Genomic DNA, 26470 nt, shown 5'->3' with positions numbered 1-26470 from the left:
TATCCCAGGAGTATGCGGTGTTCCTTCGGCATCCGGCAGGTAAACGCCATGCCGAATGGAACAGCCAGGTAAACAGGAACGCACAATGCCGAAGAAGGATTGGTGAGGTGGCCATGGCCTCGGGAAAGGTGCGCTATTGGGCGGCGGCGAAGGCCGCGGCTGGTGTGGCTGAGGAGGAGTTCGAGGCGGCCACGCTGGGCGAACTCATGACGAAAATCACAGCCGGCCGTGCCGAGCTGGCCCGCGTCGTCAGCAGATCGTCATTTCTCATCGACGGTTCCCCGGTGGGTAAACGGCCTCATGAGGAGGTGGAACTTCACGACGGGGTGACGGTCGAGGTGCTGCCGCCGTTCGCCGGTGGGTGATCGGCCGGGTTAGGTGGGGAATGAGCCGATAAGCTTCTTGACCCCCACCCCATACAGGGAGTGCGATGCGCAAGCTGCTCGTTTTCCTGATCCTGCTGATCGTCCTCCTCGCCGTGCTCGACCGGGTCGCGGTCGCGGGCGTGCAGCGCGACCTCGCCAACCGGATCGCCGCCGCCACCGACGTCGAGGGCACTCCCGAGGTGGAGATCACCGGAATCCCCTTCCTGACCCAGGCGCTCTCCGGCCACTACCAGGAGGTCCGCTTCGACCTCGGCACGCTGCGCTACGGCGGCGTGCCGATCGAAGACCTCAAGGGCGCCGCGTACGACGTGACCGCCCCGCTCGCCGACCTCCTGCAGAACCGGGCCGACATCCGGGCCGGGCGGGTCACCGTCAGCGGCACCCTGACGAACGCGACCATCGACCGGTTCGCCCCGCAGGGCGTCAAGATCAGCGGCAACGGCGACCGGTTCGTCGCCTCCGGCGAACTGGCGGTGGGGGCGCAGCAGGTCAAGTTCACGGCGGAGATGAAGGCCGAGATGACCGACAAGGGCATCCGGCTGCAGGCGGAGAAGATCGAAGGAGTGCCCCAGCAGTTCGCCCGCTTCGTCAGCTACACCATCCCGTTCAAGGGGAAGCTGCCCTTCGACGTGAAGGTGACCGGGGTGAAGAACGTGCCCGCAGGTCTGCAGATCTCGGCCGAGGCGTCTGACGTGCCGCTCCGTGGATGACCGTGAACCACGGCGGCGTCCCGTACGTGATGAGGACGTGAGCTCAGCTGGCACCGCCGACGAGGAACTCGTGAGAAGCCTGTTCGACGAGCACGCCGGGCCCCTGTACGGATACGTGCTGCGACTGACGGGCGACTCGGGACGGGCGGAGGACGTCGTGCAGGAAACGCTGCTGCGGGCGTGGCGGCACCCGGGCGCGCTCAAGGACCGCCCGATCCGGGCCTGGCTGTTCACCGTGGCCCGCAACCTCGTCGTCGACCAGCACCGCGCCCGCAAGGCCCGGCCGCCCGAAACAGGCGACGAGGCGCTCGCCGTGCTCCCCGCCGACGACGAGCTGGAACGCGCGGTCGAGTCGTGGGCGGTGGCGGAGGCGTTAGCCGCACTCCGGCCCGAGCACCGCGACGTGCTGATGGAGGTCTACTACCGGGGGCGATCGGTGAAGGAGGCGTCGGCGAAACTCGGCATCCCGCCGGGGACGGTCAAATCGCGCACCTACTACGCGCTGCGGGCGCTCAAGCTCGCGCTGGAAGAGCGGGGGCTGGCGCCGTGATGACGTGCGAGGAGGTACGGACGGCACTCGGCGCGCACGCGCTGGGCGCCCTCGACCCGCAGGAGGCGGAGGAGGTCGACCTCCACCTGGCCACCTGCGAGGAATGCGGCGGCGAACTCGAGGAACTGGCCGGCGTCGCCGGATTCCTCGGCAAGGTGTCGGAACGGGACATCGAGCTGGTCGCCAGCCCGCCGCGGCGGGTCCTCGAACGGCTCCTGTCCGAACGCGCCCGGCGGCGCAGGCGAGGCCGCGTGCTCATGGCGGTCGCGGCCGCGGCGGCGGTCGCCGTCGTGGGCGGCGTGATCTGGTCCCCCCAGGGCGTTGTCGAGACGACCGCGGCCCAGGAATCCACCTCGCTCAGCGCCCAGGACGCCCCGGAGGACGCGCTCCGCCCGCTCGCCGAGAGCGCCGACGCGACCCCGGAACGCGGCACCACCGAGAGCGCCGCGCCCTCCGCACACAGCACCGCCGAGAGCGACGTGCCGCAGCCGCGCATGGCCGAGGACGACGGCACCGCCCAGCGTGAAGCGGCGCCCACCCCCACGCCCGTCGCCCAGGGCCGCGCGTTCGACGGCGCCGACAAGTCGACCGGCTACCGCGCCACCGTGACCGCCGTGCCCGGCGACCGCCGGACGGCCCTGACCGTGCAGGTCGAAGGGGTCCCCGCAGGCACGGAATGCAGGCTGGTCATCATCTCTCGGGACGGCTCCCGCGAAACCTCCGGCCCGTGGACGGTCACGTACGAGGAGAACACCGTCTTCCACCACGAAACAACCACACCGATCAGCGCCATCACCGCCTTCGAGATCACCACCGACGGCAAGGTCCTGGTACGGGTCCCGGTCACCGGGAGGTAGCGGTCCCGGTCGACGTCCTCCACCTCAGCCGTCTGCTTCCCGCTAGGACCCGCACCGGACTTGGCATCCACCCCTGCGGTGCCGAGGGAGGTCTGGTTGAAGGAAGGAATTCGGGACGCCGGTAGTTGATGTGGTGGTGACCGGATTGTGGGTTGCGCTGGGGACGCTGGCGCTGGGAACGGTGATCGGGGTGGTGAGGGTGCGCGCCGGGGGACGGTTGCGTGACGGCGATCCCGGGAGCCGGCTGGGGGCCGGTGACCTGGGGGCGGAGCTGGGGGAGCGGGCCACGCTCGTGCAGTTCTCGACAGCGTTCTGCCAGCCGTGCCGGGCCACGCGCGTGATTCTCGCCGATGTGAGCGCGCTGGTCCCCGGTGTGGCGCATGTGGAGATCGACGCGGAGTCCCGGCTGGAGCTGGTACGGCGGCTCGACGTGATGCGGACCCCGACCGTCTTCGTGCTCGACGCCCAGGGGAAGATCGTCAAGAAGGCGTCCGGCCAGCCGAGGAAGGCCGACGTGCTGAACGCGCTCGCGGCCGCCGTGTCTCACGATTCGTCTCACAAGCCGGACGAGAAGTGACAGATTTCGAGACGACGAGTAGTCTGCTGGGCATGAACCCCTGGACGGAGCTGCTGACGAAGCGGCGCGCGGTTGATTTCTGCCGCGTCGCGACCGCGCTCTGTCGCGCTGCCTGAGGACGGTCTCGCGCGGACTTCTCATCCGCCTCCCTTTTCGACCCCTTCAGGAGCATCCCACGATGCCTGCCGACCCTAGGGCGCTACGCTTCGGCGCGGCCATCACCACGTTCATCCTCTTACTGGTCCTGGTTACGGGCAGTCTTTGGCTGCTCGCCGCCCAGGCTGTGGTGTTCGCTCTCGGCATCGCGGGCAGATCCCCGTACGGGATGCTTTTCAAGGCGTTCGTCAAGAGCGCTCCGAAGGAGACGGAAGACTCCCGCCCGCCGCGTTTCGCGCAGGGGGTCGGGCTGGTCTTCGCGGTCGCTGGGCTGGCCGGGTTCATCGCCGGGATCACGCCGCTGGCTCTCGGGGCCACGGCCGCGGCCCTCCTCGCCGCCTTCCTCAACGCAGCCTTCGGATTCTGCCTTGGCTGCGAGACGTATCTGCTGATTCGCCGTATATTGCCCGCCGCCAAACTGGAGGTACCACAATGAGCCGCTCCGCCGTCCTGGTGGATGCCGACTGGGTCGAGGCCAACCTCGACACCCCGGGCGTCGTTCTCGTCGAGGTCGACGAAGACACCAGCGCCTACGACAAGGGCCACATCCGTGGCGCAGTGAAAATCGACTGGCGAGAGGACCTGCAGGACCCGGTCCGCCGCGACTTCGTCGACAAGACCGGCTTCGAGGCCCTGCTCTCCGACCGCGGCATCTCCAACGACGACACCGTGGTGCTCTACGGTGGCAACAACAACTGGTTCGCCGCGTACGCCTACTGGTACTTCAAGCTGTACGGGCACGAGAACGTCAAGCTGCTCGACGGCGGCCGCAAGAAGTGGGAGCTCGACTCCCGCGAGCTGGTCAAGGACGTGCCCGAGCGGCCCAAGACCAACTACGTGGTGAGCCAGGTCAACAACGACATCCGCGCCTTCCGCGACGACGTGGTCGGCGCGATCGGCAAGCTCAACCTCGTCGACGTCCGCTCGCCCGACGAGTTCACCGGCAAGCTGATCGCCCCCGCCCACCTGCCGCAGGAGTCGGCGCAGCGGGCCGGCCACGTGCCGACCGCGCGCAACATCCCGTGGTCGAAGGCGGCCAACGACGACGGCACCTTCAAGTCCGAGGACGAGCTGCGCACTCTCTACAGCGAGGCCGGCGTCGACTTCAGCAAGGACACCATCGCCTACTGCCGCATCGGCGAGCGCTCCGCGCACAGCTGGTTCGTCCTGCACGAGCTGCTGGGCCAGGAGAACGTGAAGAACTACGACGGTTCGTGGACTGAGTACGGCTCGCTCGTGGGCGTGCCGATCGAGCTGGGGGAGGCACGATGAGCACACAGGGTTGCGGAGCGCCGGAGCAGACCATCTCGCTGCCGGCCGGGATCGACCTGTCCAACCAGGCGGTGATCCAGGGCAGGGTCACCGGCGCCGGCACCGCCTACGCGCGGCTGCTCGACCACACCGGCGAGTTCACCGGCGAGGTCGTGGTGTCCGACGAAGGCATCTTCCGCTTCTTCGCGGGCCCCGGCGACTGGACCGTGCGCATCATCGCGGGCGGCGGCGTCACCCGCGACGTGCAGGTGCAGGCCAAGCTGGGCGAGGTGGCGGAGCTCGCCGTCGCCGTCTGACCCTCGTACGAGACGACAGGGCCCGCGTCCTCTCCTGGACGCGGGCCCTGCGCGTGTGACCGGGGTGGCCGCGCGCTGAGGCGCGGGTCGTTCGTTTCGGTGCAACCGGAGGGGTCGGCGCGGTGTTCCTAGGGTCGTGAGGGACATGGACTGTCTTGACCCGGTACGCAAAGCGCTCCTCGACGACCTCGACGAGGGGTTCGCCGAGCTGTTCGCCGCGCACCGCGCGCTCGTGTTCACCACCGCGCTGCGGCTCAGCGGCCGGTGGGCCGACGCCGAGGACCTGACCGCCGAGGCGTTCCTGCGCGCGTACCGGGCGCTGTCCGGCTACGACCGCGACCGCATCGCCGCGCTCCGGCCGCGGCCGTGGCTCGTCACCATCCTCATGAACATCTGGCGCAACTGTGCCCGCGCCAAATCCCGCAAACCCCCGCCCGACCTCCGCGAGCAACCCGTGGAAACCCCCGACCCCGGCGAAGGCGTGGAAGACGCGGCCACCCGCCGCGAAACCGGCGACGAACTCCAGGCCCTGCTCGCCCTCCTGCCCGACGAACAGCGCGCCGCCGTCGTCCTCCGGCACGTCGTCGACCTGCCGGTAGCCGAGATCGCCACCGCGCTGCGCATCCCCCAGGGCACGGTGAAGTCACACGTGTCACGCGGCCTCCGCCGCCTACGCGAACTGGGAGGAACCCCATGACACGCAACACACCCGACAACGGAACCGCCCGGACGGAGCCGATCGAACAGCGCGTGTCCGACGAGGGAAAGGTCCGGGCGGGCGAGGGCCCGATGACCGGAACCGCCTGGACGGAGCCGATCGAACAGCGCGTGTCCGATGAGGGACAGGTCCGGGCGGGCGAGGGCCCGATGACGCCGGAGACGCCCGACGCCGCGGGGGCGGGGATGACCGAGGACGCGCTGCTCGCCGGGCTGGCCGGGCTGGCTGTCGACGCGCCTGAGGGGCTGCTCGATCGGGTCGCCGCACGGTGGGTGCGCGTGCACGGGCCGCTCGGGGAGGTGTCCGTGGCGTTCACCGACCAGGGGATCGCGTACGTGCACGAAGGCGCCGAAGGGTTCGCCGAGGCGTTCAGGAAGCGGTTCGGGAGGCCGCTGCTGCCCGCCGAGCGCCCACCGGCGGGGCTGCTGCCTGCCCTGCGGACCGGCCGCGCCGGAACTCTCCGCTTCGACCTGCGGGACGTCGGCGACTTCCAGCGCGAGGTGCTGCTCGCCGCCCGCGCCATCCCGCGCGGCGAGGTCAGACCGTACGCGTGGATCGCCGCCCGCACAGGCCGGCCCCGTGCGGTCCGCGCCGTCGGCACCGCACTCGCCCGCAACCCGCTGCCCCTGCTCATCCCCTGCCACCGGGTGACCCGCTCGGACGGAGCGGTCGGCGAGTACGTCTTCGGCACCGAGGCCAAGGAACAGCTGCTCACGGCGGAGGGCGTCGACCTGGAAAGACTCCGCGACCTGGCGGCCCGCCGGGTGTTCTACCTGGCGAGCGACACGACCGGCGTGGTCTGCTTCCCGACCTGCCACAACGCCCGCCGGATCACCCCGGCCCACCGGCACGGCTTCCGCACCCTCGCCCAGGCCGGCTCGGCCGGTTACCGCCCCTGCCGGACCTGCCGCCCGGACCTGGCCGCCTAGCGGTCCGCGAGGACCTCCTGGAAGGAGCCCACAACCTCCTCCACCGTGCCGAACTCCCGCACGGCCGCCCGTTCCGCCTCCGTACGCCCGAGCCCGCGTCGAGCAGGCCGTCGGGCCTCGGCGAGAAGGTCCCGCTTGAGCCGCCGTGGCCCCCGCAGCGCGCGGCGCAAGCGGGACACCTGGTCGTCGATGTGACCCGCCACCCCGCTCACTCCGTCCGGGCGTGCCGCAGCCCGAGGAACTCCAGCCCCGCGTACACCGCGACCACCGCGGCTCCGGTGAGCATGAACGCCACGCCCAGGCCGCTGAGCGGGATCGCCCCGGCGAGCACCAGGACCACCAGAGCCAGGCACGACAGCGCGTTGCCCGCGACGACCAGCGCCACGTACCGCACCGGAATCCGGGGGTAGCCGGCGATCAGGCCGAGCGCGGTGGCGCCACCGAGCATGGCCACGCCGAACGGCACCGACCAGGAGGGCGGCAGTCCGAACCAGCCGGAGAACGGCCGCCAGGCGGCGAGCAGGGTCACGCCGAAGACGGCGGTGCTCCAGCCGTCGATCCGCAGGATCGTGCGGAGCCGTTCCGCCGCCGCGCCGCCGACCGTGGCACGCGGGGCGGTCGTCGTGTTCATCAGGTCACTCCTCCGTTTCCGGGCGGACCCCGGACGGGCCCGCCCGGAAACGACCATGTCACCGCCCTGATCACGGTCTCAATAACCTCCGAGGTCATGGCGGAGCCCACCCGGTGACGGCCTAGGCTGCCCCGCATGGACCCACGACAGCCGTCACCGGCGGGGACGCTGCTGCGCGAGTGGCGGCGCCGTCGCAGGCTCAGCCAGCTGGACCTCTCGCTCCTGGCCGACACCTCCGCCCGGCATCTGTCGTACCTGGAGACCGGCCGCGCGCGCCCGAGCCGGGCGATGCTGCTGCGCCTGTCGGCCGCGCTGGACATCCCGCTGCGGGAGCGCAACACCCTGCTGCTGGCCGCCGGCTACGCCCCCGCCTACCGGGAGAGCAGCCTCGACGACCAGTACATGGCCTCGGTCCGGTCCGCTCTGGAGACCATGCTGACCGCGCACGAGCCGTACCCGGCGGTCGTGGTGGACCGGCTGTGGAACGTACTGCAGGGCAACCGCGCCATGGCCGTCCTCATGGACGGCGTCCCGCCACACCTGCTGGAGCCGCGCCCGAACGTCTTCCGGCTGGCGCTGCACCCCGAAGGGCTCGCCGCGCGGCTGTCCAACCTGGACGAGGTGCGCGGGCTGTTCCTGGACCGGCTGCTGCGCCAGGTCAACGCCACCGGCGACGCCGACCTGCGCGCCCTGTACGAGGAGGTGTCGTTCGGCGCCCCGGCCGACGTGACGCTGTCGGAGCTGGCGATCGAGCTGTTCTACCCGCTCGACGACTTCACCGCCGGCACGCTGCGCGCCCTCGCCGGCGCCGGGAGCTCGTCCGGGTAGCTGCGGCCGGTCGGGGCATCCCGCTACCATTCCACCGATGTCCGGATCTACTGGCGTGATGGTGCCGCCCCGGTCTGGCCCCGCGCCGGGCAGGCGGGTGCCGTCGCCGTTCTCGCTGCCCCTGCACACGCTGCGGCTGGCGGGCAAGTGCGCGCTGCCTCTGATCCTCTGGTTCTCCGCCGGCGAGCTGGTCCGCTACGTGCTGCTGTACGCAGGCACGGAGGTCGCGTACGGGGACTTCCGCCAGGTCCGGCTCGTGGCCGTGATGACGCTGCTGACCCTGGTGGTGCTGGCGGCGATGACGGTCACCACCGGCATGCTCCACAGCATGCGCGGCGCGCTCTGGGAGATCCGGGCGCGGGCCGCCGACGGGGTCCCGGACGAGCGGTTCTTCCGCACGCTGGACCGGATGGCGCCCGCGTTCGCCGTGCTCTACCTCGCCTGGAGCTTCCACACCGAGGACGCGCGCGAGTTCCAGCAGATGGACATGGTCCGCCACTTCTACGAGATGACCGAAGCCCAGTGGTTCGGCGAGGAGACCTTCGTCGGCAGGAGCCTCGCCGACCTCGACTGGCGGGTGTCGCTGGGGGCGATGGCGGTCACGTTCCTGCTCAAGGAGCTCTTCGCCAAGCTGGTCGAGAGGGGCAGGGGCCGCTTCTACGGGTTCGCCGCCGCCTTCTCCGAGTTCGGCTTCGTCTTCTACGGGCTGAACGCGACGATCGCCTTCGCCGACGCCCGCTCCGAGTGGACGGACAGCCGCGCGGCCGTGGTCGGCACCAGGCAGCTGCTGGAGAACGCGAAGGAGACGGTGCCGGCCTGGGAGGCGTTCACCGAGGCGTTCGCCGCCTTCTGGCCGCTGTTCCTGGACGCCGTGGCGGTGCCGCTGGCCTGGCTCACCGTGGCCATGCTCGTCTTCGGCGCCTTCGCCGACGACCCCCGCTCGCTGGTCAAGGGCACCCGCCTGGAGAAGGGCGTGGACCGGCTGGAAGGCAGCCACGAGATCACCAGAAGGTCGTTCGACCACGTCACCAGCGGCTTCACCGACCGCTGGCTGCCACTGGCCAACTCCCTGCGCATGATCATCAAGGGCGGGGCGCCGCTCTTCGGCATGATGTGCCTCTGCTACGTGGCCCTCGACGTCGGCTCCCGCTACGCCGACCGCGCGGTCCGCACCCTCATCGGGTCCGAGTCCGACTGGACGTGGATGTTCCTCGGCGCGCCGGTCAACTTCCTGCGCGACATGCTGGTGACCGTCCTGACCATGGCGCTCCTCGCCGCCACCTACGACATCGCCGCCACCCGCGCCCGGCTCCGCGGCCGGCCGCTCACCGGCGCTTGAACCTCAGCTCGAACAGGTTGTCCACCCGGACCGCCTCCGAGTCCTTCTTGAACAGGTCCTCCACGGGCGTGTCGGAGCGGTACGTGCTCGGCCGGAACGACAGCTCCACCTCGTCCTTCACAGCCGCCGGGACCACGGCCACGCCCTCGATGCGGTACTCCCTGCCCACCTCCAGCCGGTCGGTCGGCCGGTCGCCCGGCCTCAGCTCCACCACCCAGGTGCGGCCCGCCCTGTCGGTCAGCTTGACCTCCTCGGGCTCGGCGACCATCGTCGCGCTCTCCTCGTCCAGGACCTTCCTCCTGATGTCGACCGACAGCCAGGCGACCTCGGGGCCATACCTGTTCTCCTGCGGCGGGTCGGACTCCGCGACGCTCGCCTTCCACTCGGTGTCATAGACCTCGTACGATCCACCGGCCGGAACGGTCACCCGCTTCGGATACAGCCCCCGCGTGGTGACGGACTCGTAGAACTGATACCCGTCGTACGCGTAGGCGCCGGTGGCCAGCAGGGTCACCACAGCGGCCCCCACCGCCACGACCACCCTCCGCCCCTTCCGCTTCCCACCCGCCCCCGCACCGCCGCCGGGCTCCGCCGCCATCCTCGCGACCGTCGCATCCGGGTTCGTCGGGTCACCGTCACGTGGTGAGGGCTCCGCTTCGCCGTCAGAGCCTGCACGTGGGGACGCCGTTTCGCTGGAGTGCCCGGCGCCTGCGCGTCGGGACCCGGGATCGCCGTCGTGCCCGCCGCCTGCGGGGGACGCCGTTCCACCGCCGCGCCGGGCGCCCGTGGGGGGCGCCGTTTCGCCGTCGTACCCGCCACCCGCGCCCGAGGACGCGGGGTGACCGTCGTGCCCGGCTCCTGCGCCTGAGGGCGTCAGATGACCGTCGCGCGCGGTGCCTGCGCCCGGGGGCGCCAGGTGACCGTCTCGGCCGGACTCGCCCGGCGCGGCTCCACGCGCTCCGGACTCCGCCGAGCCGCCGGCGATTCCGCCCATGCCGAATGCGGCGTCGGCATCGCCACCCGTCCCGGAGAAGCCGCCTCCAGAGGCCCTGCCGACTTCACCGGCTTCCTCCGCCCTCGGTACGGCTCCTGCGGCTCCCGGTACGGCTCCAGCGCCTTCAGAGGCGGCTCCGGCGGTTCTGGGTACGGCTCCAGCGCCTTCAGAGGCGGTTCTGGGTACGGCTCCGGCGGCCCCAGGCGCGGGTCCACCGGCTGCGGGCGCCGCACCGCTCGATTCGGCGCCGGTTCCTGAGGTACTTCGACTTGGTCCGTCGGCCGTGGTTGGTTCGGCGGCTCCGGGCGGGGCGGCTCCGGGCGGGGCGGCTCCGGGCGGGGCTGCGCCGGGCGCGCCCGGAGGGGCCGGGGTGCCTGCAGTTGCCCGAGAAGCCGGGCTGACGCCTGGGACGCCGGTGGGCGGCAGGGGCAGGCTGTCGCGTACGGCCGGGATCGGCTGGGTGGCGGCCATCGGCGGGGTCCGGCGCGGGACGGGAGGCCAGACCTGCTGGTCAGGGCGGACGTTGCGGCCACGAGCGGGACGCATGATGTCGATCTCGGGCTGCCTTCTCGGGGGCCTGTACCCACCCGCAGGGGCACCACCTCCCGGGGGAGCGCCCTGCCCTGAGGGAACGTTCTGCCCAGGGGGAGCGGTCTGCCCTTGAGGAGCTGCCTGACCGGCTTGCGGCTGCCCCGGGCCTGCCTGGGCCCGGGCTTGGCGCCGGGCCTGCCGCGCCTGCCGTCGCGCACGTCCCGGGCTCGTGGGAGGAGCCTGCCCCGCGGGCTCGCCCGGAGCGGGCCGGTCAGAGGGCTGGCCGTGCGATGGAGCGCCTGCCTCGTACGGACCGCCCGTTTCGTACGGACCGCCAGGCTCGTATGGACGGCCCGCTTCGTACGGACCGCCCGCTTCGTACGGAGCGCCTGGCTCGTACGGCGGGGTGGGCTCGGCGGAGGGGTCCTCGGGACGCCGGTGATCCTTCTTGGGCGCGAACCAGTCACGCTCGTCACTGCTCATCGGACTTCCTTCGCTGAAACCCCGGCGGGCATGCGGATCACTTCTCGGCGGTGGAGTAGACGGCCTCGGCCGAGCGGACGAGGTCGCGGGCGCCCGCTTCGTCCAGCCCGAGGTCGATCTCGGCTTCCGGTTGGTAGGGCTCGACCAGCGCGGTAGGGGGCAGCCCGACGACCACGCGCGCCCCCGCGAGCACGGAGGCGGGCACTTCGAAGAAGTACGGCCCGCTGGCCCAGATGTCGGGCTGCACCCATTTCTGCGCCATCGTGGCCGTCCGGTCGATCCGGTCGGTGGCGGCGAACTTGCGGCCGTCGGCGGTCAGCAGCACGGCCGGGCCGAGCTTGTACGGCTGGAGCTTGGATTTGGCGGACATGCTGAGCACGAGGAACACGTCGTCGGTCAGGTGGGTCTGGGCGCCGTGCTGGATGCTCTTGGCCGCGGTGACGGAGTTGAGCCGGACGGTGAACCGGGTGGCGTCGACGTCCTGGCCTCTGCCGCCGACGTAGGTCAGCGGCGCCCGGTACTCGTTGTGGTTCATGTCCAGCGACTGCACGCCGATGGCGGCGCCCAGGAGTACGAGCCCGGCGGCGGCGTTGAGCAGCCGCGACTCGCCCCGCTTCCGCCCGGGCGGCCGGGCGGGGGCGACGGGGCGTTCGGCGGTGGCGGTCATGCCGGGCCTCCGGCCTTGACGGGCAGCGTCACCCTGGCCTTGACGGCCGGCTGGAAGTCGTCGCCGTCCCGTTCGACGACGGGCTGCCATTGAATGGTCTGGTCCTGGAACCCGGGGACGTGCTCGAAGGCGGCCACGTCCAGCGTCACCTTCTCCGGCGGCCGTTCGCCCTCGTCGAGCCGGAAGCGGACCACGACCTTGGTGGTCACCCCCGGGTGGAGCTGCGAGGTCTGGCCTTCCTTGGCCAGCGCGTAGGTGAATGGGCCCTTGCCGTCCTCGATCGGCGGCGTGATCTTGATCAGGGAGTTGGCGAAGCCGCTGCCGACGATGCTTGGCTTCTCGGGCGGGGCGCCGACGTGCATGGTCTCGTCGCCGAGGTTGGTGACGTCGAAGAGCAGCTCGACGAAGCGCTTGTCCTCCTCGAAGGAGAACCCGCTCTCCTCGACCGCGACCCGCGCCTCGACGAACTTGGTGGAGTAGAGGCCCTGGTCGAGCACCGCGCCCTGGCTGAGCGGCTGCGGAGGCTCCTCGACCTCCTCCAGCCCGCCGAGCAGCGCGGTGATGCCGACGGCGGCGACGATCAGCAGGGCGGCGACGGGTACCGCGACCGGCCGTCTGGGCATGCCGCTGCCGCCGGAGGGTTCCGTCATGGTCAGTGATGGTAATAGGTCAGCCTTGTCCCACCCACCCCAATGCGCCCATCGGGCAGGCGGAATTGCCGATAACCCTGCCGCTGCGGGGGTGGTAGCTCATACGCTGTCACGGAACGAAGGGAACACTAACCCTGCTAACGACATAGCGCAGCCGGAGGGGGTCACGTGGCGGACGTGCATCCCGATCACGCGCAGCTCCAGGCCGACCGCATATACCTGGGCTGGCAGTACATCCTGCCGCACGCCGACCCCGGCCCGCCCCCGAAACGGCCTTCACCGGCGGAGGATCCGCCCCCCGCCGAGCAGGACGAGGAGGAGCGGGCCGAGCTGCTGCGCCGCGAGCGGCTGCAGGAAGACATGCTGAACCGGCCCGTCCGGCTGGTGCGCATGTTCATGCTCGTGCTGGCCGCGCTGATCGTGACGCTCGCCCTGGTCGGCTACCTCGCCTGGCAGTTCGCGCTGATCGGCGTGCTCGCCGCGGGAGGTGTGGCCGCCATCTGCGCGTACGCGCTCGTACAGGGAGACCGCGCGGTCCGTTACCGCGTGTCGGAGCAGCAGGCCCGGAACGACCGCCAGCGCCAGGAGCGCGACCGGGAGCTGTTCCGGGCGCAGGAGGAGCACGCCCAGCGCTACCGGGAGTGGCAGGAGGAGAAGGAGCGCTTCGACCGGCAGCTCACCTGGTACGCGGTCGCGGTGCCCGACGAGATCGACCGGGTCGACGTGGCGGGCGGCACGCTGCCCGGCTGGTCGGCGCTGATCACGCTGCTCGGTGCGACCCGCCTCTACAGCGGCGGCCATCTGACGGTGCTCGACCTGTCGGAGGGCGCGATCGCCAAGGACCTGATCGAGCTGGCCCGTAAAGGCGGCGACGACCCGCTGGTCTGGGTGCTGCCGGTCGACCTGCCCCGGCTCGACCTGGGGGCGACGCTCAAGCCGGAGGCGTTCGCCGACGTGCTCGCGCACGTGGTCAGCGTCAGCGAGGAGCACCGCACCACCCGCGACCTCAGCTTCGACAACGCGATCCTGGAGCGGGTGCTGGAGGTGCTGGGCGAGAACGCCACGATCAGCCAGGTGACGGCCGCGCTGCGGGCGCTGGCGCAGGTCGGCGACCCGCGCGAGGACCTGCGGTTAGGTCTCATCACCGCCACCCAGCTGGAGCGCATCGGCACGCTGTTCGGGCGCGGCGTGAGCGACCGGGTGGTGATAGAGCGGGCCTGGGCGCTGGAGTCGCAGCTGCGCAAGCTGGAGACGCTCGGCACGCAGGCGGTCCGGCTGCCGCCCGCCCGGCTCCGCGTGGTCAGCATGGACCGGCAGGCCGGGGTGTTCGGCAACCGGGTGCTCGGCACGTACGTGGCGACCGCGCTCACCCACATCCTGCGCCAGTCGCCCGCCTCCGACCGGCCGTGGTACCACACGATCATCGTGGCGGGCGCCGACAAGCTCCGCGGCGACGTGCTGGACCGGCTCATGGACGCCTGCGAGACGTCCCGTACCGGGCTGGTGCTGACCTACCGCTCGCTCACGCCGACGGTCCGCGAGCGGCTGGGCCGCGGCCACGCGGCCGTGGCGTTCATGCGGCTGGGCAACGCCGAGGACGCCCGGGTGGCCAGCGAGCACGTCGGCACCGAGCACCGGCTGGAGCTGGCCCAGCTCACCGAGACGATCAGCGAGTCGCCGCCCCGGCTGGACGGCGGCTACACCTCCACCATCGAGCAGCTCGACGAGGCCGCCGGGCGGGGCGGCGAGGGCGACCCCGACCTGGCCGAGGACATCACCGAGTCGACCGAGTGGGGCCGCACCGCCGACAAGATCTCGGAGACGGAGCGGGTGCTGCAGCGCTCCCGCGAGTTCCTGGTCGAGCCGCACGAGCTGCAGCAGCTCCCCACCACGTCGGTGATCGTCACCGACGCGACCGCGCAGGGCAGGCGGGTCCGCCTGGCCGACGCCAACCCGGCCATCCTGACCTTCCCCAAGACGACGCTGGCCGAGCTGGAGGAGGTGCGGGAGCAGCCGATCCCGCGGCCAGCCGAGAACGGCCAGGATGAGCCGCCGCCGAACCTCGGCCCGCCACCGGCGCGCCTCGACTGGCGCAAGGACAGGCAATGAACGGCAATGATTCGGTCAATGTCCACGTGATGAGCTGGCCTTCGGCGGGAGTTTACTGAGCAACCGTCTGTGGGGGGATGAGATGCAGCCGAGAGTGTCGCTGAGCGGGCCCTGGTACCGGATCCAGTCGATCGCCGCTCCCTCTCGAAGCTCGTCGGCCGAGTGGGACTTCGTCACCGTGCTGCCCGCCGCGCTGTCGGCGGCGGCGCGGGGCAGGCCGTTCGTCATCGGCTGGCTCTCGCGCGGCTCCGGCGCGCCGCTGGAGCTGATCACGAACGCGGGCCCGCTCTCGCCGCCCCGGCAGCCGCGCCGCTCGCCGGAGGCCCCGGACCGGCAGGCCGGGCCGCAGCCGCTGCTCTTCCCGGGCGGGGCGCGCGGCGTCGAGCTCGACGAGGGCTACCTGGCCGACCTGGCGGACCTGGTGTGGACGCCGTGCCCCGGCCGTCAGGCGCCGCCGCTCGGGGGCCGCAGGGAGCCGGACGCCGACGAGCTGAAGAGGCCGACGCTGTTCGAGGCGACGCTCGTCACGCTGATGTCGCGGCCGTTCGCCTGGCTCGTCGTGGCCGAGCCGACCGACCTGCTCGACGCCGAGGTGGCGCACCTGCGCACCCAGCTCAACGTGCTCAGGCAGTACGGGGACGCGTCCGAGCGGTCCAGGTTCGACGCCGAACGGGCCGAGCGGCGCATGCAGGAGCTCGACGCCTTCCGCGAGGCCGGGCTCTGGAACGTACGGGTGCTGGCCGGCGCCGCCAACCCCGACGAGCTGCGGCAGATCGCGCCCGTCCTGGTCGGGTCGGTGGAGATGAGCCATCACCCGTACCGGCTGCGCAGCGCGCACGGCGCGGTCCACCCGCTGGCGGAGGCGCTGGAACTGACCATGCAGGACCAGTCCGACGGCGCGGCGGCGCCGTTCGCGGCCACGGCGGGGGCGCTGGCGGCGCTGGCCGGGCTGCCCAGACGCGAGGTGCCCGGGGTGCGGGTGCTCGACTCCGGGTTCTTCGACGTGACCTCCGAGGCCGGCGAGGGCGAGCTGGAGCTGGGCGAGATCCTCGACGGGCAGGACCGGCCGGTCGGGACGTTCCGGGTGCCGCTGGCCACGCTCAACCGGCACGCCTTCGTCACCGGCGCCACCGGGTCGGGCAAGTCGCAGACCGTCCGTCACCTGCTGGAGCAGCTCAGCCAGGCCGGCATCCCGTGGCTGGCCATCGAGGCGGCCAAATCCGAGTACGCGGCGATCGCGGGCCGGGTGGAGCCCGCGCAGGTCACGGTGATCAACCCGTCGGCGCCGGACGGCGTGCCGTTCAGCGTGAACCCGCTGGAGCCCGAGCCGGGCTACCCGGTGCAGGCGCACATCGACATGATCAGGGCGCTGTTCATGGCGGCGTTCGACGCCGAGGAGCCGTTCCCGCAGATCATGTCGCTGGCGCTGCAGCGCGTGTACGAGGCGACGGGCTGGGACGTGGTCACCGGCGGCGCGGTCCCCGGCTCGAAGGTGCCGCCGAGCGTGCCGACGCTGGAGCAGCTCCAGCAGCACGCGATGGACGTCATCCAGGAGATCGGCTACGGCCGCGAGGTGCAGGCCGACGTGGAGGGCTTCATCTCGCTGCGGCTGCGCTCGCTCCGGGTCGGCTCGGCGGGGCGGTTCTTCGAGGGCGGCCACCCGGCCGACATCGGCGGGCTGCTGCGCCGCAACGTGGTGCTGGCGATCGAGGACGTGGCCAACGACGAGGACAAGGCGTTCCTGATGGGCACGCTGATCATCCGGATCGTGGAGCACCTGCGGATGCGCGCCCGCCAGGAGAAGAGCACCGAGCTGCGGCACGTCATCGTCATCGAGGAGGCGCACCGGCTGCTCCGCGACCGGGGCACCGGCCGGGCCGCCACGCACGCCGTGGAGCTGCTGGCCGGCATGCTCGCCGAGATCCGGGCGTACGGCGAGGGCATCGTGGTGGCCGAGCAGATCCCCACCAAGCTCGTCTCCGACGTGGTCAAGAACACCGCGCTCAAGGTCGTGCACCGGCTGCCCGCCGAGGACGACCGGCAGCTCGTCGGCGCGGCCATGAACCTCAGCGAGGAGCAGTCCCGCCAGGTCGTCTCGCTGCCGCCCGGCGACGCCGCCGTGTTCGCCGACGGGATGGACCGGCCGCTGCGGGTGCGCGTGCCGCTGGGGGAGTCGCGCGAGAAGCCGCTGGCGAGCCCGCCGCCGCCGATCAGGGGCCGCCGCTCGGCCGCCTGCGGCGCGCCCTGCCGCACCGGGCAGGCGTGCACGCTGGTGGAGCTCCGCGAGGCCGACGTGCTGGCCGACGCGCCGGAGTGGGCGTGGCTGCGCATCTGGTGCGACACGGTCGTGCTGGCGTTCGTCAGCAACCGGCCGCTGCCGGGCGTGCCGCGCGCGCTCGCCTCCGCCTGGTCCGAGCTGCCGGAGCGGCGCGCCGAGTGCCTGCTCGCCACCCTGACCGAGCGGTCGGTGCGGCGCCGCGCCTGGGCGCTGCGCAGCTGGTTCGACCCGGCGCTGCTCACCGAGAAGGCCGCCGCGGCCGCCACCCGCCTGCTGGGCGGGCAGGGCGGCGGCGAGCGCCCCGGCGCCTCGTGGGTGCTGCCGCAGGTGCGCTGGCTGCACGAGGTCGACCGGCTCTTCCCGTACGGGCGGCCCGCGCCCGACCTGCGCACCCCCGCCCCGCCGATGGAGTACGCGATCTTCCACCAGAACGGCGCCGGCCCGGACCGCCACGGCGAGCTGCTCGGCCACCGGGCCAAGGCGCTGCGCCACCACCCGCTGTCGATGGAGATGGACCACAACAGGGAGCTGGCCTGGCGGGTCATCCTCGGCGACGACGAGCTGGAGAGCTTCCGCCGCGACGTGGACGCGGTCGCCATCGGCGTGGAACCGCAGGCCAGGCTCCGGCACGTCGGCCAGACGATGGGCGCCGCCTGGCTGGAGGGGGTGCTGGCCTGGCCGCACCGGTTCGTGCTGCCGTTCGGGCACGAAGGCGCGCCGGAAATCTCGTTCCCCGAGCCGCACCTGGCAGAACAGACTCGGTGATCGCCGGAAGCGGTGTGGCAGGCCCGATCAGGACTAGGATCTGTCAGCATGACCCAGCTTCCACTGCGGGCTCAGCTCGCGAGCGCCCTGGGACGCAGTGCCGCCACGCTGTCCAGGATGACCGGGCGCGGCGACGGCTCGGTGATCGGCGGGCGGGTCGGCCTGATGCTCGAACCCGACCTGCTCCGCCAGCTCGCCCGTGACCGCAAGCTGGCCCTCGTCAGCGCGACCAACGGCAAGACCACCACGACGCGGCTGATCACCTCCGCGCTGCTGGAGCTGGGGGAGGTGGCCACCAACGCGTTCGGCGCCAACATGCCCGCCGGCCACGTCTCCGCCCTCTCCCAGCACAAGAACGCGCCCTACGGCGTGCTGGAGGTCGACGAGAAGTACCTCCCCGAGGTGCTCGACACCACCGGCGCCAGCGTCATCTGCCTGATGAACCTCAGCCGCGACCAGATGGACCGGGCCGCCGAGATCTGGCTGCTGGCCCAGAAGTGGCGCAAAGCGCTGTCCGGCAAGCCCACCCACGTCATCGCCAACTGCGACGACCCGCTGGTCAGCTGGGCCGCCTCCACGGCCGCCAAGGTCACCTGGGTCGCCGGCGGGCAGCGCTGGAAGGAAGACTCCTGGAGCTGCCCCGAGTGCGGCGGCCCGCTGGAGCGCAAGGACGTCGACTGGGCCTGCCGCGAGTGCACCTTCCACCGGCCCGAGCCGCAGTGGGTGCTCGACGACGACGCGGTCATCGACCCGGGCGGCCGCCGCTGGCTGATCGACATCCAGCTCCCGGGCCTGGCCAACCGGTCCAACGCGGCGATGGCGCTGGCCGTCGCCGACGCGTTCGGGCTGCCGGTCGAGCGGGCGCTGCCCCGGCTGCGCGAGGTCAAGTCGGTCGCCGGCCGCTACACCACGGTCGAGCGCGACGGCCGCCAGGCGCGGCTGCTGCTGGCCAAGAACCCGGCGGGCTGGCTGGAGGCGTTCGACGTCTCCGACCCTCAGCTGCCGATCATCCTCGCGGTCAACGCGCGCGGCCCCGACGGCCGCGACACCTCCTGGCTGTGGGACGTCGACTATCGCATCCTGCGCGGCCGGCCGGTCTTCGTGACCGGTGAGCGCCGCCTCGACCTGGCGCTCCGGCTGGAGGTCGCCGACGTGCCGTTCACGCTCTGCGCCTCGTTCGCGGAGGCGCTGGCCATGCAGCCGCCGGGCCGGGTCGACGTGATCTCCAACTACACCGCCTTCCAGCAGATCCGATCGGAGTTCGGCCGTGCCGTCTGACAGCGCCCTGCGCATCGTCTGGATCTACCCCGACCTGCTGAGCACCTACGGCGACCAGGGCAACGTGCTCGTCCTGGAGCACCGCGCCCAGCGCCGGGGGATCCGCACCGAGACGGTCCACGTCCGCTCGTCCGACCCGGTGCCGGAGACCGGCGACATCTACCTCATCGGCGGCGGCGAGGACCGGCCGCAGATCCTCGCGGCCGGGCGGCTGCGCCGCGACGGCGGCCTGAAGCGGGCTGTCGACCGCGGCGCCTCCCTGCTCGCCGTCTGCGCCGGCTACCAGATCATGGGGACGTCGTTCGCCGGCGAGGAGGGCCAGCCGGTCGACGGCATCGGCCTGCTCGACATCTCCAGCGTCCGCGGCCAGGCGCGGGCCGTCGGCGAGCTGGTGGCCGAGGTCGACGCCGCGCTCGGCCTGCCGACCCTGACCGGGTTCGAGAACCACATGGGTGTCACCCGCCTGGGCCCGGGCGTCCGGCCGCTGTCGAAGACGGTCAAGGGCGTCGGCAACGGCGACGGCTTCGAGGGCTGCTACACCGGCCACGTGATCGGCACCTACCTGCACGGCCCCGCCCTGGCCCGCAACCCGGCCCTGGCCGACCTGCTGCTGTCGTGGCGGGTGGGCGAGCTCGCCCCGCTCGACGACACCCGCTACGAGCAGCTCCGCCAGGAGCGGTTCAGCGCCGTCATGGCGCAGTAGCCGTCAGTAGACGAGCGCCTGCGCGCCCTCGGTCATCACCTCCTCGACGAACGTGGGCGCCCCGGCGATGCGCACGCCCTCGATCACGTCGTCGACCGTGATCTCGCGCCGGGCCGCGCACTGCGTGCAGAGCGTCACCTTGCCGCCGACCAGCACCGCGTCGAACAGTTCGGCGAGCGGGACCGCGTGGGGCAGCTCGAACTCCTTGGCCCGGCCGGGCAGCGCGAACCACGCGGACTCGCCGGTCAGCCAGAGGGAGACGGGAACGCCGCTCGCGAGCGCCGCCGCCGCGACGGTGAACGCCTGGTTGCACCGCTCGGCGTCGTCGGCGCCCGCCGTCACCTTGATCACCAGTGATCGTGCCATGCCGCCACCCTAGAACGTCGCGGTCCCGCCACGCGCCACTAGGGTTGCCGGTATGGAGGAACCACAGGTGCACCCTGACCTGGAGCCGATCGCCTTCCTGCTCGGCCGGTGGGAGGGCGCCGGCGTCGGGGGCTACCCGACGATCGAGAGCTTCAACTTCGGCCAGGAGATCGAGTTCGGCCACAACGGCAAACCCTTCCTGACGTACGTGAGCCGCACCTGGCTGCTCGACCAGGACGGCGCCCGGGTCAAGCCGCTGGCCACCGAGTCGGGCTACTGGCGGGCGCTGCCGGAGCGGCAGCTGGAGGTGGTGCTGTCACACCCGACCGGCATCGTGGAGATCTACGTCGGCGAGGTCGTCTTCCACAAGATCGACCTGCACACCGACGTGGTGGCGCGGACCGTCACCGCCAAGGAGTACACCGCGGGCCGCCGGCTCTACGGGCTGGTCAACGGCAACCTGATGTGGGCCTACGACATGGCCGCGGTGGGGCAGCCGCTCACGTCGCACATGTCGGCGGAGCTGAAGAAGGTCGACTGAGAGAAAAAAGAAGGGCCCCCGGCGGCGCTCCGCTCCCGTAAGGAGCGGGCCGGATGGACCAAGGGCGGCGGCGGACGCCGCGCCCTCCGGCTGCCTGGGGCCCCGGTGGTTGCCTCGTATTCGCGAACGACTGCGAGACAACAGCCCGCGTCATCAGCGGACAACCACCTCGCTGGTCCTACTATGACTACCCATTGTGTGGACCACCTCCTTTCCGCGTACCCCCGAAGCTATGCGGTCGTCCTGGAACAGGGCAAGCGATTAAAGTCCGGCCTTAGACTCGATGGCATGACGGAGACGCAGTGGCACGAGGAGCTTCGCGCCAGGGGTTACCGGGTCACGCCGCAGCGCCAGCTCGTCCTGGAGGCGGTCAAGGAGCTGGAGCACGCCACCCCCGAGGAGATCTGCGGCAAGGTCCGCGAGACCGCCCGCGGGGTGAACATCTCCACCGTCTACCGCACGCTCGAACTGCTCGAAGAGCTCGGCATGGTGACCCACACCCATCTGGGCCACGGCGCTCCGACCTACCACCTGGCGGCCGAGGCCGACCACGTCCACCTGGTGTGCCGGGGCTGCGGCGAGGTCATCGAGGTCCGGCCGGAGCTGGCCGAGGGGCTGGTCAGCGGGCTCGACGCGGAGCTGGGGTTCGCCGCCGACGTCCACCACCTGACCGTCTTCGGACGCTGCCGGGAGTGCCGATAGCCTGTGGGGTATGCGTAGCCCACTGCTGGACCTGCCCGGAGCCGTCGCCGCCGAGGCTCCCGACGCCGACGTGGCGGCTCACTACGGCGACCTGTTCGCCGAGCAGCGTGCGCTGGCCAAGGGCGAGGCGGTCGTCGACCGCAGCAACCGCGAGGTGGTCCGGATCACCGGCGCCGACCGGCTGAGCTGGCTCAACGACCTGACCTCGCAGAAACTCGACGATCTTCAGCCGGGCGAGTGGACGCAGACGCTGGTGCTCGACCCGCAGGGCCGCGTCGAACACCACCTGACGCTGGTCGACGACGGCGAGTCCCTGCTGGCCCACGTCGAGCCCGGCACCGCCGACGCGCTGGTCGGCTACCTCGACCGGATGCGGTTCATGCTCCGCGTGGAGGTGTCGCGGGCCGACGACCTCGCGGTGCTGTCCACCTCGACCGAGGACTTCTACGTGCCCCGCGCCGAGCTCGGCGACCACCTGGGCAAGCCTCTGGCGGGCCTGTGGGCGTACGAGGCGCTGCGCATCGAGGCGCACAGGCCGCGGCTGGGGTTCGAGACCGACCACAAGACGATCCCCCACGAGGTGGGCTGGATCGGCGCGGCGGTCAACCTCACCAAGGGCTGCTACCGCGGCCAGGAGACCGTCGCGCGCGTCCACAACCTGGGCCACCCGCCGCGCCGCCTGGTCTTCCTGCACCTCGACGGCAGCGTCGACACGCTGCCCCCGCACGGCGCGCCGGTGGTCTTCGAGAGCCAGGAGGTCGGCACGGTCGGCTCCAGCGCCCGCCACCACGAGCTCGGCCCCATCGCGCTGGCGGTCGTCAAGCGGACGGTGCCGGTCGACGCCCAGCTCCTGGCGGGCGGCGTCGCGGCCGCGCAGGAGGTCGTGGTGCCGCCGGACGCCGGGCGGAACGTCACCATCGACCCGGCGCTGCGGCGGCGCATCCGCTAGACGTCCAGGATCAGCGTGATCGGGCCGTCGTTGACGAGCGACACCTTCATGTCGGCCCCGAAGACGCCCGTCTCGACGTGCGCGCCCAGCTTCCGCAGCTCCTCGACCACGGCGTCCACCAGGGGCTCGGCGACGGGCCCGGGCGCGGCGGCCTGCCAGGTGGGCCGCCGGCCCTTGCGCGCGTCGCCGTACAGGGTGAACTGACTGATCACCAGGAGCGGCGCGGCCACGTCGGAGCACGACTTCTCGCCGTGCAGGATGCGCAGGCCCCACAGTTTGGCGGCCAGCTTGGCCGCCTGGGCTGGCGTGTCGGTGTGGGTGACGCCCACCAGGACGAGAAGGCCGGGCTCGTCGATCGCGCCGACCGTCTGCCCGTCGACGACCACCGAGGCGGAGCTCACCCGCTGCACTACTGCTCGCATGGGATCCCATTCTGGCCCAGACGCGGAACTCCGTAGACTCGTGACGAAAGGGGTGTGTGATGTCGCTGGTCGTGGAGGTCGTCCGGTCCGGGTTCGTGGAGTCGAGGCACGAGGTGCGGATGCTCGCGCTCGACGCCGAGGGCAGGCCCGTGGAGGTGCACGGCGGTGTGCACGTACCGGCCTCGCCCCGGTCGGCCATGAAGCCGCTGCAGGCGCTCGCGATGCTCCAGAACGGCCTGGAGGTCGAGGGTGAGCTGCTGGCGCTGGCCTGCGCCTCCCACGCGGGTGAGCCCTTCCACGTCGAGGGCGTCCGGAAGATCCTGTCGGAGGCGGGGCTGGACGAGTCGGCGCTGCTCTGCCCGGAGGACTATCCGGAGGACCGCGCGGTGACCGACCACGGCCGCGCCTACATGAACTGCTCCGGCAAGCACGCCGCCATGCTCGCCACCTGCGTCGCCAACGGCTGGCCGACCGACGCCTACCTGGACGTGAGCCACCCGCTGCAGCGGGCGATCCGGGCCACGGTGGAGGAGCTGACGGGGGAGCGGACCACCGCCTCGGGCGTCGACGGCTGCGGCGCGCCGCTGTTCTTCATCTCGATGCTGGGCGTGGCCAAGGCGTTCCGGTCGCTGGCGCTGAGCAAGCCGGAGAGCCGGGAGCGGGCCGTGTTCGACGCGATGCGCACCCACCCCGACTGGACGTCCGGCACCCACCGGCAGGAGGCGGCGCTCATGCGGGCGCTGCCGGGCCTGATGGTGAAGGCGGGCGCGGAGGGCTTCCAGGCGTTCGCCTACGAGGACGGGCGGGTCGGCGTCATCAAGGTCGAGGACGGTTCGGGCCGGGCCCGCGGCCCGCTCACGGTCACGGCGCTGCGCGCGCTCGGGCTCACCTCGCCGGCGCTCGACGCGCTCGGCGTCGAGCCCGTGATGGGCGGCGGCCGGCCGGTGGGCGAGCTGCGCGTGCGCGCCATCCACCGCTGACGGTCAGAGGGTGCGGAACTGGCGGGTCGCCGAGATGGCGCCCGACGTGGTCGTGGTGAAGGTGCGCATCGACCCGGCGAACTTGGACAGGTCCCACTCCGCCGGGCCGTGGTACCAGTAGAGGTTGTCGGCCTGCCGCCCGTCGCCGGTCACGGTGGCCACCAGCCGCGACCAGTGCTCCACCCCGTCGAAGATCACCGCGTACGGGAGATAACGGGAGAACAGCTCGACCCGGTCCTTCTCCGGCACGTCGCCCACGTCGCCGGAGAAGAGGAAGTCGCGGAAGCCGAGCGTGTGCGCGAGCGCCGCCGACCCCTTTGCGGTCTTGGCCGGCATGTACTGGCCGCCGACCGCCAGCGCCGCCCCGGCGATGATCCCCGCCAGCCCGAGCAGGCCGTAAGAGGTGAACCAGGCGAGCACGCCCGTGGCCACGACCCCCGCGATCATGAGCACCACGCCAATGGTGGTCCACTGGGTCCGCTCGGTGTCCGGGCGGCGGGCGAACCAGCCCTGCCGCACCACGTCCGCGTAGAGGGCGTCGCGGACCTTGCCGAGATGCGCCGCGAACGTGCCCGACAGCTGCGACAGCAGCACCGCGTCGCGGCCGTCGAAGATCGCCTCGTACAGCGCCCGCTCGTACGGCAGCAGCGTGTGGGCCGGCGCGTGCGGCAGCCGCACCAGCATCCAGTCGGGGGCGTCGTAGGCCTGCCTCGGCTGCTCGTCGATCCGCAGGTAGCCGCGGACGGCCAGATCCACGATGGTCGCGGTGACGTCGACCACGTCGGCCTGCTCGTCGATGAGCGTGCCGATCTGGCCCGGGCGGACGCCGTCGGGCGGGGAGAAGTGGCCGTCGCGCACCGGGCTGACCGCGCCCTTCTCGTGGCCGATCACCCGGGCGTCGCGCCCCCGCGTCCAGTAGAGCAGGCCGACGCCGCCCAGCATGAGCACCAGCAGGGCGATCAGGGCGCCGCCGGTGACCGGGGTCAGCGCGAACGCGTGCGCCAGCGACCAGCGCTGCTCCAGGATCGGCCGCCCGCCGCTGGCGCCCTCGGGGAAGCCCACCACGACGGTGAGGGTCTGGCCGGGCGCGAGGCCCTCCTGCTCGAAGTCGGCCTGGGTGCCGGTGTGGTCCATCGCCGCCGACGTGCAGCCGACGGCGGAGGTCAGGTCGCCGGCGAAACAGGAGAGGTTCTGCACCAGGCCGGGGCCGGTGACCTTGACGGTGGCCCGGTCGACGGGGGCGTTCCAGCCGTCCACCGCGAACCAGCGCAGCTCCTCCGCCTGCCCGGCGGGGGCGACCGCGCCCTTCACGTCGTACTCGACCGTGGCGGGGGCGGTGACCGTCAGCACGCCGTCGGCGTAGCCGCCGCCCTTGACGTTCGCGATCTCGTACAGCCGGTCGTGGGTGTCGTCATGCCGGGTACGGGTGAGGAACGTCCGCTTCAGCTCGCCCGAGCCGCCGGAGATCTTCTCCACGACGTGGAGGGTGCCGTCCTCGCCCAGGGTCATGGTCACCTCGTCGGTGATCCCGGCGCTCTCCGCGGCGGCGGGAGCGGCGGTCAGCGCGGCGGCGGCTGTCGCCAGTGCGGCCAGCATGATCCTGAAACCCGTCATGGGCGGTCATGGTATCGGGTTCGCCTGACGTGTCCGTAGTCGCCGGATTACGGGCGATGATCAATCGGAGACGGCGATGCGCAGCCGCCGGAAGCCGCGCCCCTTGCTCTCCACCTTGGTCACCCTGATGCGGCCGATCTGCTTGGTGGAGGCGACGTGCGTGCCGCCGTCGGCCTGCGTGTCGAGGCCGGCGATGTCGACGATCCGCACGTCCCGCACCTCCGGCGGCACCAGGTTGGTGGCGGTGCGGATGATGCCGGGGATCGCGAACGCCTCCTCGCGCGGCAGGACCCGCACGTCGATGCGGCGGTCGGCCAGGATCTCGGCGTTGCAGGCGTCCTCCACGGCCTCCTTGAAGCCGGGCGGCACCTCGGGCAGGTTGAAGTCCATCCGGGCGGTCAGCGGCTCCATGTTGCCGCCGGTGACCGGGCAGCCGAAGTCGCGGAACACCACCCCGCACAGCACGTGCAGGCCGGAGTGGGTGCGCATCAGCGCGGAGCGGCGCTCGTCGGCGACGGCGGCCCGCACGACCGTGCCGACCGGCGGGACCGGGTCGTCGTCGGCGGGGATCAGGCAGAGGTCGTCGCCCTTGCGCACGCCGACGATGCGGGTCTCGACGCCCTGCCAGATCAGCACGCCGTGGTCGGCGGGCTGGCCGCCTCCGCCGGGGTAGAAGGCCGACCGGTTCAGGACGATGCCCTCGGGGGTGGCGTCGAGCACCACGGCCTCGAAGTCGCGCAGCGTCTGGTCGGCCAGTTCGAGGCGCTCGGTCCGCCCGTACAGGTCAGAAGTCATGACCGGAGCCTAGACCGGTCACCAGGGCCCGTAGGGGCCGCCGCCGCCCCGGCCGCCCATGCCCTTCACCGCGGGCTTGACGTCCACGATGTAGATGGTGGCGGCGATCACCGCGGCGATGGAGAAGATGCCCATCCCGATGCCCATGAACTTGGCGCCCCCGACGATCAGGAAGGCGATCACGTACTGCCAGGCCCCGGCGGCGGAGAACAGCGCGGCCAGGATCAGGATGATCAACCAGATGTTCTTCTGCAGCTTGCCCGCCGAGACGAAGGCGTCGGCCGGCACCCGGACGGCGTGCAGCAGCGCGTAGGCCGACATCCCGAAAATGATCAGCGAAAGCACCGAGAAGAGGAGGTTGAAGACCAGGTTGATGAAGTGCATGTGTTGGCTC

At 71.9% G+C, this 26470-nt stretch carries 31 protein-coding genes; 21 read left to right on the top strand and 10 right to left on the bottom strand.

Annotated elements, in window-relative coordinates; all coding sequences use genetic code 11:
- Window positions 1–113 precede the first annotated feature (113 nt).
- The 11 genes from AB0J42_RS25015 (at window position 114) to AB0J42_RS24965 (ending at window position 6451) form a co-directional block, all read left to right on the top strand.
- On the top strand, window positions 114–365 hold the full coding sequence (locus AB0J42_RS25015; RefSeq protein WP_364298486.1) for a MoaD/ThiS family protein: 252 nt from the start codon (window positions 114–116) through the stop codon (window positions 363–365).
- 65 nt (window positions 366–430) lie between these two features.
- Complete coding sequence (locus tag AB0J42_RS25010) at window positions 431–1096, top strand: DUF2993 domain-containing protein (RefSeq protein WP_364298365.1); 666 nt, start codon at window positions 431–433, stop codon at window positions 1094–1096.
- 37 nt (window positions 1097–1133) lie between these two features.
- The gene (locus AB0J42_RS25005; protein ID WP_364298363.1) at window positions 1134–1646 is read left to right on the top strand and encodes a sigma-70 family RNA polymerase sigma factor; all 513 of its coding nucleotides are present in this window, start codon (window positions 1134–1136) and stop codon (window positions 1644–1646) included.
- On the top strand, window positions 1646–2503 hold the full coding sequence (locus AB0J42_RS25000) for a zf-HC2 domain-containing protein (protein WP_364298361.1): 858 nt from the start codon (window positions 1646–1648) through the stop codon (window positions 2501–2503). Before AB0J42_RS25005 ends, AB0J42_RS25000 begins: the two co-directional genes overlap by 1 nt.
- Window positions 2504–2747: 244 nt before the next feature.
- Window positions 2748–3080: a thioredoxin family protein gene (locus tag AB0J42_RS24995; protein ID WP_364298484.1), complete on the top strand. Its 333-nt coding sequence runs from the start codon at window positions 2748–2750 to the stop codon at window positions 3078–3080.
- Between the two features lie 32 nt (window positions 3081–3112).
- Window positions 3113–3196, top strand: a complete 84-nt coding sequence (locus AB0J42_RS24990; protein WP_364298482.1) for a putative leader peptide — start codon at window positions 3113–3115, stop codon at window positions 3194–3196.
- Between the two features lie 62 nt (window positions 3197–3258).
- Entirely contained in the window at window positions 3259–3672 is a 414-nt protein-coding gene (locus AB0J42_RS24985) for a DUF4395 domain-containing protein (protein WP_364298359.1), read from the top strand.
- On the top strand, window positions 3669–4508 hold the full coding sequence (locus tag AB0J42_RS24980; protein ID WP_364298357.1) for a sulfurtransferase: 840 nt from the start codon (window positions 3669–3671) through the stop codon (window positions 4506–4508). The genes AB0J42_RS24985 and AB0J42_RS24980 overlap by 4 nt, the downstream gene beginning before the upstream one ends.
- Entirely contained in the window at window positions 4505–4804 is a 300-nt protein-coding gene (locus AB0J42_RS24975) for a DUF1416 domain-containing protein (protein WP_364298355.1), read from the top strand. Before AB0J42_RS24980 ends, AB0J42_RS24975 begins: the two co-directional genes overlap by 4 nt.
- Before the next feature lie 145 nt (window positions 4805–4949).
- On the top strand, window positions 4950–5501 hold the full coding sequence (locus tag AB0J42_RS24970) for a sigma-70 family RNA polymerase sigma factor (protein ID WP_364298353.1): 552 nt from the start codon (window positions 4950–4952) through the stop codon (window positions 5499–5501).
- Window positions 5498–6451 (top strand): methylated-DNA--[protein]-cysteine S-methyltransferase, encoded by a 954-nt coding sequence (locus AB0J42_RS24965; RefSeq protein WP_364298351.1) that lies wholly within the window; start codon window positions 5498–5500, stop codon window positions 6449–6451. The genes AB0J42_RS24970 and AB0J42_RS24965 overlap by 4 nt, the downstream gene beginning before the upstream one ends.
- Here the strand turns inward: AB0J42_RS24965 and AB0J42_RS24960 are convergent.
- Window positions 6448–6654 carry a hypothetical protein gene (locus AB0J42_RS24960; RefSeq protein WP_364298349.1) on the bottom strand — a complete coding sequence of 69 codons (207 nt, stop codon included), beginning with the start codon at window positions 6652–6654 and terminating at the stop codon, window positions 6448–6450. The two genes, AB0J42_RS24965 and AB0J42_RS24960, sit on opposite strands and share 4 nt — an antisense overlap.
- Window positions 6655–6659: 5 nt before the next feature.
- The gene (locus AB0J42_RS24955) at window positions 6660–7082 is read right to left on the bottom strand and encodes a hypothetical protein (RefSeq protein WP_364298347.1); all 423 of its coding nucleotides are present in this window, start codon (window positions 7080–7082) and stop codon (window positions 6660–6662) included.
- 135 nt (window positions 7083–7217) lie between these two features.
- On the opposite strand from AB0J42_RS24955, the gene AB0J42_RS24950 reads away from it, so the two are divergent.
- Entirely contained in the window at window positions 7218–7910 is a 693-nt protein-coding gene (locus tag AB0J42_RS24950; protein WP_364298344.1) for a helix-turn-helix domain-containing protein, read from the top strand.
- A 37-nt stretch (window positions 7911–7947) separates the two neighbouring features.
- Window positions 7948–9249, top strand: a complete 1302-nt coding sequence (locus AB0J42_RS24945) for a hypothetical protein (RefSeq protein WP_364298342.1) — start codon at window positions 7948–7950, stop codon at window positions 9247–9249.
- Here AB0J42_RS24945 and AB0J42_RS24940 read toward each other — a convergent pair.
- The 3 genes from AB0J42_RS24940 to AB0J42_RS24930 all read right to left on the bottom strand — a co-directional run bounded on the left by AB0J42_RS24940 (window position 9236) and on the right by AB0J42_RS24930 (window position 12574).
- Entirely contained in the window at window positions 9236–9847 is a 612-nt protein-coding gene (locus tag AB0J42_RS24940; RefSeq protein ID WP_364298340.1) for a hypothetical protein, read from the bottom strand. The two genes, AB0J42_RS24945 and AB0J42_RS24940, sit on opposite strands and share 14 nt — an antisense overlap.
- Before the next feature lie 1447 nt (window positions 9848–11294).
- Entirely contained in the window at window positions 11295–11924 is a 630-nt protein-coding gene (locus AB0J42_RS24935) for a hypothetical protein (protein ID WP_364298338.1), read from the bottom strand.
- Window positions 11921–12574 carry a hypothetical protein gene (locus AB0J42_RS24930; protein ID WP_364298336.1) on the bottom strand — a complete coding sequence of 218 codons (654 nt, stop codon included), beginning with the start codon at window positions 12572–12574 and terminating at the stop codon, window positions 11921–11923. The genes AB0J42_RS24935 and AB0J42_RS24930 overlap by 4 nt, the downstream gene beginning before the upstream one ends.
- Before the next feature lie 168 nt (window positions 12575–12742).
- On the opposite strand from AB0J42_RS24930, the gene AB0J42_RS24925 reads away from it, so the two are divergent.
- The 4 genes from AB0J42_RS24925 to AB0J42_RS24910 all read left to right on the top strand — a co-directional run bounded on the left by AB0J42_RS24925 (window position 12743) and on the right by AB0J42_RS24910 (window position 19707).
- Window positions 12743–14683: a hypothetical protein gene (locus AB0J42_RS24925; protein WP_364298334.1), complete on the top strand. Its 1941-nt coding sequence runs from the start codon at window positions 12743–12745 to the stop codon at window positions 14681–14683.
- A gap of 82 nt (window positions 14684–14765) precedes the next feature.
- Window positions 14766–17726, top strand: coding sequence for an ATP-binding protein (locus tag AB0J42_RS24920; protein ID WP_364298332.1), 2961 nt, complete (start codon window positions 14766–14768; stop codon window positions 17724–17726).
- A 48-nt stretch (window positions 17727–17774) separates the two neighbouring features.
- Window positions 17775–19004, top strand: coding sequence for a MurT ligase domain-containing protein (locus AB0J42_RS24915; RefSeq protein ID WP_364298330.1), 1230 nt, complete (start codon window positions 17775–17777; stop codon window positions 19002–19004).
- Complete coding sequence (locus AB0J42_RS24910; RefSeq protein WP_364298328.1) at window positions 18994–19707, top strand: glutamine amidotransferase; 714 nt, start codon at window positions 18994–18996, stop codon at window positions 19705–19707. Before AB0J42_RS24915 ends, AB0J42_RS24910 begins: the two co-directional genes overlap by 11 nt.
- 3 nt (window positions 19708–19710) lie before the next feature.
- Here the strand turns inward: AB0J42_RS24910 and AB0J42_RS24905 are convergent, their stop codons facing one another.
- Window positions 19711–20073: a DsrE family protein gene (locus tag AB0J42_RS24905; RefSeq protein WP_364298326.1), complete on the bottom strand. Its 363-nt coding sequence runs from the start codon at window positions 20071–20073 to the stop codon at window positions 19711–19713.
- 52 nt (window positions 20074–20125) lie between these two features.
- Here AB0J42_RS24905 and AB0J42_RS24900 point away from each other — a divergent pair, with 52 nt between their 5' ends.
- From AB0J42_RS24900 to AB0J42_RS24890, 3 genes are all read left to right on the top strand, one after another.
- A complete protein-coding gene (locus AB0J42_RS24900) occupies window positions 20126–20614 on the top strand; it encodes an FABP family protein (protein WP_364298324.1) in 489 nt (162 codons plus the stop codon).
- A 288-nt stretch (window positions 20615–20902) separates the two neighbouring features.
- Window positions 20903–21316, top strand: coding sequence for a Fur family transcriptional regulator (locus AB0J42_RS24895; protein WP_364298322.1), 414 nt, complete (start codon window positions 20903–20905; stop codon window positions 21314–21316).
- Between the two features lie 10 nt (window positions 21317–21326).
- Window positions 21327–22265, top strand: coding sequence for a glycine cleavage T C-terminal barrel domain-containing protein (locus tag AB0J42_RS24890; protein WP_364298320.1), 939 nt, complete (start codon window positions 21327–21329; stop codon window positions 22263–22265).
- On the opposite strand, the gene dtd is transcribed toward AB0J42_RS24890, so the two are convergent.
- Window positions 22262–22687: a D-aminoacyl-tRNA deacylase gene (gene dtd, locus AB0J42_RS24885; RefSeq protein ID WP_364298318.1), complete on the bottom strand. Its 426-nt coding sequence runs from the start codon at window positions 22685–22687 to the stop codon at window positions 22262–22264. The genes AB0J42_RS24890 and dtd overlap by 4 nt on opposite strands.
- A gap of 59 nt (window positions 22688–22746) precedes the next feature.
- Between dtd and AB0J42_RS24880 the strand changes: the two genes are divergently transcribed.
- Window positions 22747–23667: an asparaginase gene (locus AB0J42_RS24880; protein ID WP_364298316.1), complete on the top strand. Its 921-nt coding sequence runs from the start codon at window positions 22747–22749 to the stop codon at window positions 23665–23667.
- A gap of 3 nt (window positions 23668–23670) precedes the next feature.
- On the opposite strand, the gene AB0J42_RS24875 is transcribed toward AB0J42_RS24880, so the two are convergent.
- Genes AB0J42_RS24875 through AB0J42_RS24865 form a run of 3 tightly spaced genes read right to left on the bottom strand, consistent with a single transcriptional unit; the run spans window position 23671 to window position 26460 of the window.
- Window positions 23671–25281 carry a DUF2207 domain-containing protein gene (locus AB0J42_RS24875; protein WP_364298314.1) on the bottom strand — a complete coding sequence of 537 codons (1611 nt, stop codon included), beginning with the start codon at window positions 25279–25281 and terminating at the stop codon, window positions 23671–23673.
- A gap of 60 nt (window positions 25282–25341) precedes the next feature.
- A complete protein-coding gene (locus AB0J42_RS24870) occupies window positions 25342–26076 on the bottom strand; it encodes an alanyl-tRNA editing protein (RefSeq protein WP_364298312.1) in 735 nt (244 codons plus the stop codon).
- A gap of 18 nt (window positions 26077–26094) precedes the next feature.
- On the bottom strand, window positions 26095–26460 hold the full coding sequence (locus AB0J42_RS24865) for a DUF2516 family protein (RefSeq protein WP_364298310.1): 366 nt from the start codon (window positions 26458–26460) through the stop codon (window positions 26095–26097).
- Between the last annotated feature and the right edge of the window lie 10 nt (window positions 26461–26470).

It is taken from the genome of Nonomuraea sp. NPDC049649, from assembly GCF_040675175.1.
GTDB lineage: Bacteria > Actinomycetota > Actinomycetes > Streptosporangiales > Streptosporangiaceae > Nonomuraea.
This window is presented reverse-complemented; position numbering and strand designations above follow the sequence as displayed.

Coding starts and splice junctions, on each gene's coding strand:
- AB0J42_RS25015 (WP_364298486.1), top strand. CDS start 114: ATGGCCTCGGGAAAGGTGCGCTATTGGGCGGCGGCGAAGGCCGCGGCT.
- AB0J42_RS25010 (WP_364298365.1), top strand. CDS start 431: ATGCGCAAGCTGCTCGTTTTCCTGATCCTGCTGATCGTCCTCCTCGCC.
- AB0J42_RS25000 (WP_364298361.1), top strand. CDS start 1,646: ATGACGTGCGAGGAGGTACGGACGGCACTCGGCGCGCACGCGCTGGGC.
- AB0J42_RS24990 (WP_364298482.1), top strand. CDS start 3,113: ATGAACCCCTGGACGGAGCTGCTGACGAAGCGGCGCGCGGTTGATTTC.
- AB0J42_RS24985 (WP_364298359.1), top strand. CDS start 3,259: ATGCCTGCCGACCCTAGGGCGCTACGCTTCGGCGCGGCCATCACCACG.
- AB0J42_RS24980 (WP_364298357.1), top strand. CDS start 3,669: ATGAGCCGCTCCGCCGTCCTGGTGGATGCCGACTGGGTCGAGGCCAAC.
- AB0J42_RS24975 (WP_364298355.1), top strand. CDS start 4,505: ATGAGCACACAGGGTTGCGGAGCGCCGGAGCAGACCATCTCGCTGCCG.
- AB0J42_RS24970 (WP_364298353.1), top strand. CDS start 4,950: ATGGACTGTCTTGACCCGGTACGCAAAGCGCTCCTCGACGACCTCGAC.
- AB0J42_RS24965 (WP_364298351.1), top strand. CDS start 5,498: ATGACACGCAACACACCCGACAACGGAACCGCCCGGACGGAGCCGATC.
- AB0J42_RS24955 (WP_364298347.1), bottom strand. CDS start 7,082: ATGAACACGACGACCGCCCCGCGTGCCACGGTCGGCGGCGCGGCGGCG.
- AB0J42_RS24950 (WP_364298344.1), top strand. CDS start 7,218: ATGGACCCACGACAGCCGTCACCGGCGGGGACGCTGCTGCGCGAGTGG.
- AB0J42_RS24945 (WP_364298342.1), top strand. CDS start 7,948: ATGTCCGGATCTACTGGCGTGATGGTGCCGCCCCGGTCTGGCCCCGCG.
- AB0J42_RS24940 (WP_364298340.1), bottom strand. CDS start 9,847: ATGGCGGCGGAGCCCGGCGGCGGTGCGGGGGCGGGTGGGAAGCGGAAG.
- AB0J42_RS24935 (WP_364298338.1), bottom strand. CDS start 11,924: ATGACCGCCACCGCCGAACGCCCCGTCGCCCCCGCCCGGCCGCCCGGG.
- AB0J42_RS24930 (WP_364298336.1), bottom strand. CDS start 12,574: ATGACGGAACCCTCCGGCGGCAGCGGCATGCCCAGACGGCCGGTCGCG.
- AB0J42_RS24920 (WP_364298332.1), top strand. CDS start 14,766: ATGCAGCCGAGAGTGTCGCTGAGCGGGCCCTGGTACCGGATCCAGTCG.
- AB0J42_RS24915 (WP_364298330.1), top strand. CDS start 17,775: ATGACCCAGCTTCCACTGCGGGCTCAGCTCGCGAGCGCCCTGGGACGC.
- AB0J42_RS24905 (WP_364298326.1), bottom strand. CDS start 20,073: ATGGCACGATCACTGGTGATCAAGGTGACGGCGGGCGCCGACGACGCC.
- AB0J42_RS24900 (WP_364298324.1), top strand. CDS start 20,126: ATGGAGGAACCACAGGTGCACCCTGACCTGGAGCCGATCGCCTTCCTG.
- AB0J42_RS24895 (WP_364298322.1), top strand. CDS start 20,903: ATGACGGAGACGCAGTGGCACGAGGAGCTTCGCGCCAGGGGTTACCGG.
- AB0J42_RS24890 (WP_364298320.1), top strand. CDS start 21,327: ATGCGTAGCCCACTGCTGGACCTGCCCGGAGCCGTCGCCGCCGAGGCT.
- dtd (WP_364298318.1), bottom strand. CDS start 22,687: ATGCGAGCAGTAGTGCAGCGGGTGAGCTCCGCCTCGGTGGTCGTCGAC.
- AB0J42_RS24880 (WP_364298316.1), top strand. CDS start 22,747: ATGTCGCTGGTCGTGGAGGTCGTCCGGTCCGGGTTCGTGGAGTCGAGG.
- AB0J42_RS24875 (WP_364298314.1), bottom strand. CDS start 25,281: ATGACGGGTTTCAGGATCATGCTGGCCGCACTGGCGACAGCCGCCGCC.
- AB0J42_RS24870 (WP_364298312.1), bottom strand. CDS start 26,076: ATGACTTCTGACCTGTACGGGCGGACCGAGCGCCTCGAACTGGCCGAC.
- AB0J42_RS24865 (WP_364298310.1), bottom strand. CDS start 26,460: ATGCACTTCATCAACCTGGTCTTCAACCTCCTCTTCTCGGTGCTTTCG.